The 3,576-nt window shown below is 42.6% G+C and carries 3 protein-coding genes; all 3 read left to right on the top strand.

Annotation, left to right across the window (positions count from 1 at the left end; genetic code table 11):
* The first annotated feature begins 583 nt into the window (after nucleotides 1-583).
* The gene (locus VGA95_14530) at nucleotides 584-1,309 is read left to right on the top strand and encodes a haloacid dehalogenase type II (GenBank protein ID HEX9667760.1); all 726 of its coding nucleotides are present in this window, start codon (nucleotides 584-586) and stop codon (nucleotides 1,307-1,309) included.
* A gap of 551 nt (nucleotides 1,310-1,860) precedes the next feature.
* Nucleotides 1,861-2,181 carry an antibiotic biosynthesis monooxygenase gene (locus VGA95_14525; GenBank protein HEX9667759.1) on the top strand — a complete coding sequence of 107 codons (321 nt, stop codon included), beginning with the start codon at nucleotides 1,861-1,863 and terminating at the stop codon, nucleotides 2,179-2,181.
* A gap of 147 nt (nucleotides 2,182-2,328) precedes the next feature.
* Nucleotides 2,329-3,444 carry an alanine dehydrogenase gene (gene ald, locus VGA95_14520; protein ID HEX9667758.1) on the top strand — a complete coding sequence of 372 codons (1,116 nt, stop codon included), beginning with the start codon at nucleotides 2,329-2,331 and terminating at the stop codon, nucleotides 3,442-3,444.
* The last annotated feature ends 132 nt before the right edge of the window (nucleotides 3,445-3,576 follow it).

Genomic DNA, 3,576 nt, shown 5'->3' with positions numbered 1-3,576 from the left:
CGAAAGATTCAGTTCAAAAGTAGAGAAGAAAAGAAATCTGAGTAAGGGCTAAAGTTTAATAGCGAATTCCTTACAGCTTGCTACCTCGTTTCGGGTGTTTTTTGTCATTCCTTTAGATGTCATATATCTGGTGGAAAAAATCTTACGAATTCATGCATAGATTTATTTTGATAAGTCCTTTTCGGAGTGAATAGGACTTGAACGGCATTCCAAAAATTGCGTAAAGAAAATCAGGAAGGAAGACGTTAAAAAAAATTTGGGGGTTGCGGTTGAATTAAATTTTTTAGTTGTTATGTCATCCCCGAGGATAGTTATCGGGGATCCAAATTAACGTGTAAAATTTTTAACCAAACTGTTGGGTAGCCTAGTTCTGAGTGCCGTCGAAGGGTTGCTTCTTTGTATCAAGACAAAGAAGTTAGAAAGAGAAAATAAGATAATTGAAGAAGATACATTTAAAGGTCTTGTCCCTGAGATATTTGGCTTTTACAATTGCGAAATTTGTGAAGCAATTGGAGCAATCTCCTTTCTTTTCTGATTTAGATTGCTTCGTCTCCTTCGATGGAGTTTAATTGAGCAATATGGTATGAAACAAAAAGCAGATTTATCCTCTATCAAGGCGCTTACCTTCGACGTGTTCGGCACGGTCGTCGATTGGCGCGCCACAATAATCCGCGAGTGTACTCTACTCGGAAAATCCAAAGGAATTAATTTAGATTGGGCTGGGTTCGCCGACGCATGGCGTGCAGGGTATGCACCGGCAATGGATAAGGTTCGAAATGGTGAATTGCCCTGGATGAATATTGATGCAATTCATCGGATGATCCTCGGCCAGCTACTTATAGAATTTAATATAAAAGGATTAAGCGAAAGTGAGAAGGACGATCTGAACCGTGTATGGCATCGACTTAAGCCGTGGCCTGACGCTGTTCGTGGGCTAAGAAGGCTTCGCAGACGATTCGTGTTGGCGACGCTCTCAAACGGCAACATATCTTTACTCGTGAATATGGCCAAGAACGCAGGATTGCCGTGGGACTGTATCTTGTCATCAGAATTGGCGAAGCACTACAAGCCTGATAAAGAGGTGTATCAGACTGCGGCTTATCTGTTGGGGCTAAAACCGGAGCAAGTAATGATGGTGGCAGCGCACAAAGATGACCTTTACGCAGCAGGTAGGGTTGGATTCAAAACGGCATTTCTCCTCCGCCCTCTGGAATTTGGTCCGCAGGGAAAACCCGATCTTATTAGGGATCCATTGTTCGACTTAACCGCTACGGACTTCATCGACCTGGCCAACAAGCTCAACGCTTGAGTGCACGCAAATCCGGAGTCCGCTCCCCCTCTGTCCCGCGGATTATTAGCGGGAATCCATAGAGATGTCATTGCTGTGGATGTTACATAATACGGGGAGAGTATCTTAGATTTTAAATGGGCATTCAAAAAATTGCCAAAATCAATTCCGGAAGCGTTAAAAAAAGATTTGGGGTTGTGGTTGGATTAAATATTTTTAGCTGAAGGAATTGATTTAATAATTCCTAATTTTTTGTCAGCCCTTGATTTTTGTTTCTTTGTATCAAGACAAAGAAAATAAAAAATTAAACAACGGATCCCCGATTAAGCTTGTCCCCGCACGTAGCTGGCGGAAAACATTCTAGGATGACGGAAGAGTAAATTTCCGGGGAATTTATTACTTTTTGGATTTTGTCCACGCAATATCTGACATTTACAATTGTGAGCACTTCGACCCTTCGATTAGACTCAGGGCGCACTACAGGCTTTAGCGAAGAAATCTCCTTCAAATAAAAGATATCGTTTCCTATGATATAATAAATTTTCCTGATCCCATTCAATGAGGAGACAATCATGTTCGTTACTATGAATCGAATTTTCGTGAGCCCGGAATATGCTTCTAAATTTGAGGAACGTTTTCGAAATCGGGTTCATGCAGTAGACGACATGCGGGGTTTCATACGTAATCTGGTATTACGACCTCAAGAACCTGAACAACCCTATGTAGTCATGACGTTCTGGCAATCGGAGGATGATTTTAGAAATTGGGTTAATTCGGATGCTTTCAAACAGGGTCATGCTAAGAGTGGTACGCTCTCTAAAGAGGCATTTAGCAAGCCGAGCCACTTGGAAACATTTGAGACGTTTCTTGATACCAAAGCTTCCGGTGAGTAATAAGTTAAAAAGGCATAATTAAATGACAAGCCCAATAGAGTGCCTAAGCCGCGATAAGGTTAAGGACTGCCCCAGATTTACTCAATTTTTGCTGTTTAGTAGTCTGAATGGTTAAATGAGAAATTAAGTTAATTAGGAAGGTCAAAAATGATAGTTGGTATTCTAAAGGAAATAAAGGCTGAAGAAAATCGTGTTTCGATGACTCCGGGTGGAGTAGAACTCATGGTACAGAATGGACACGTGGTACTGGTTGAACGCAATGCCGGTGTCAGCAGCGGATTTGATGATTTCAGCTATGTCGAGCTTGGAGCTGAGATCATTGCAGTTCCGGAGGAAATTTATGGCCGTTCCGAGATGGTGATGCGTGTTAAGGAACCTCAGCCTTCCGAATATGGACTCATCAGAGAAGACCAGATTATTTTCACCTATCTTCACCTGGCTGTATCTGAAGAATTAACACAGACCTTAATTAAAAGAAAATCTGTAAATATTGCATACGAAACTATCCAGAAGGAAGATGGTACCTTGCCCCTATTAACACCAATGAGCGAGGTAGCAGGTAGGATGGCGATTCAACAAGGCTCAAAGTATTTGGAGATGGAACACGGAGGGCACGGTATACTTTTGGGAGGCGTGCCTGGCGTTGATCCAGGTACCGTAGTAATTCTGGGTGGTGGTGTCGTTGGAACTAATGCTGCAAAAACTGCATGCGGTTTGGGAGCCAAAGTTTATGTCCTGGACAAGAACCTGGATCGCCTGCGGTATCTGAGCGACATCATGCCTAGGAATTGCTTCCTTTTGATGTCTAAGCCAGCCACTATTCGAAGGCTTCTCCCAATAGCTGACGTAATGGTGGGAGCAGTCCTTATTCCGGGAGCCAAAGCTCCGAAACTCGTAACGCGAGAAATGATGAAAATGATGAAGAAAGGGACTGTGTTAGTAGATGTGTCTATAGACCAAGGTGGATGCTTTGAGACTTCAAGGCCGACTACTCATGCCGATCCGATATACAATATCGATGGAATTGTGCATTATTGCGTATCAAATATGCCCGGTGCTTTGCCCAAAACCTCAACCCTTGCCTTGACCAATGCCACTTTGCCTTATGCCGTTGAGATTGCTAACAAGGGGTGGAAAAAGGCTATGAAGGACAACAGGGAAATAAAACGTGGTGCCAACGTAGTTAAAGGTAAGGTGACTTACAAAGGCGTAGCTGAGGCATTCGGTTATGAATACACTCCAATCGATGAACTTCTTAATTAAAGGGTAGCGTCCCCTTTAATTTCTCCTTTAATTTCGTTCATAAATACTGAGGATCCATCAAGGAGGCGAGGACGAATTACAGATGAAAACACTTGTGGACATTAGAAACGAGAAAGCCCTAATATCTCAAAT

This window comes from Thermodesulfobacteriota bacterium (assembly GCA_036397855.1).
Classification (GTDB): Bacteria; Desulfobacterota_D; UBA1144; order Nemesobacterales; family CSP1-2; genus DASWID01.
This window is presented reverse-complemented; position numbering and strand designations above follow the sequence as displayed.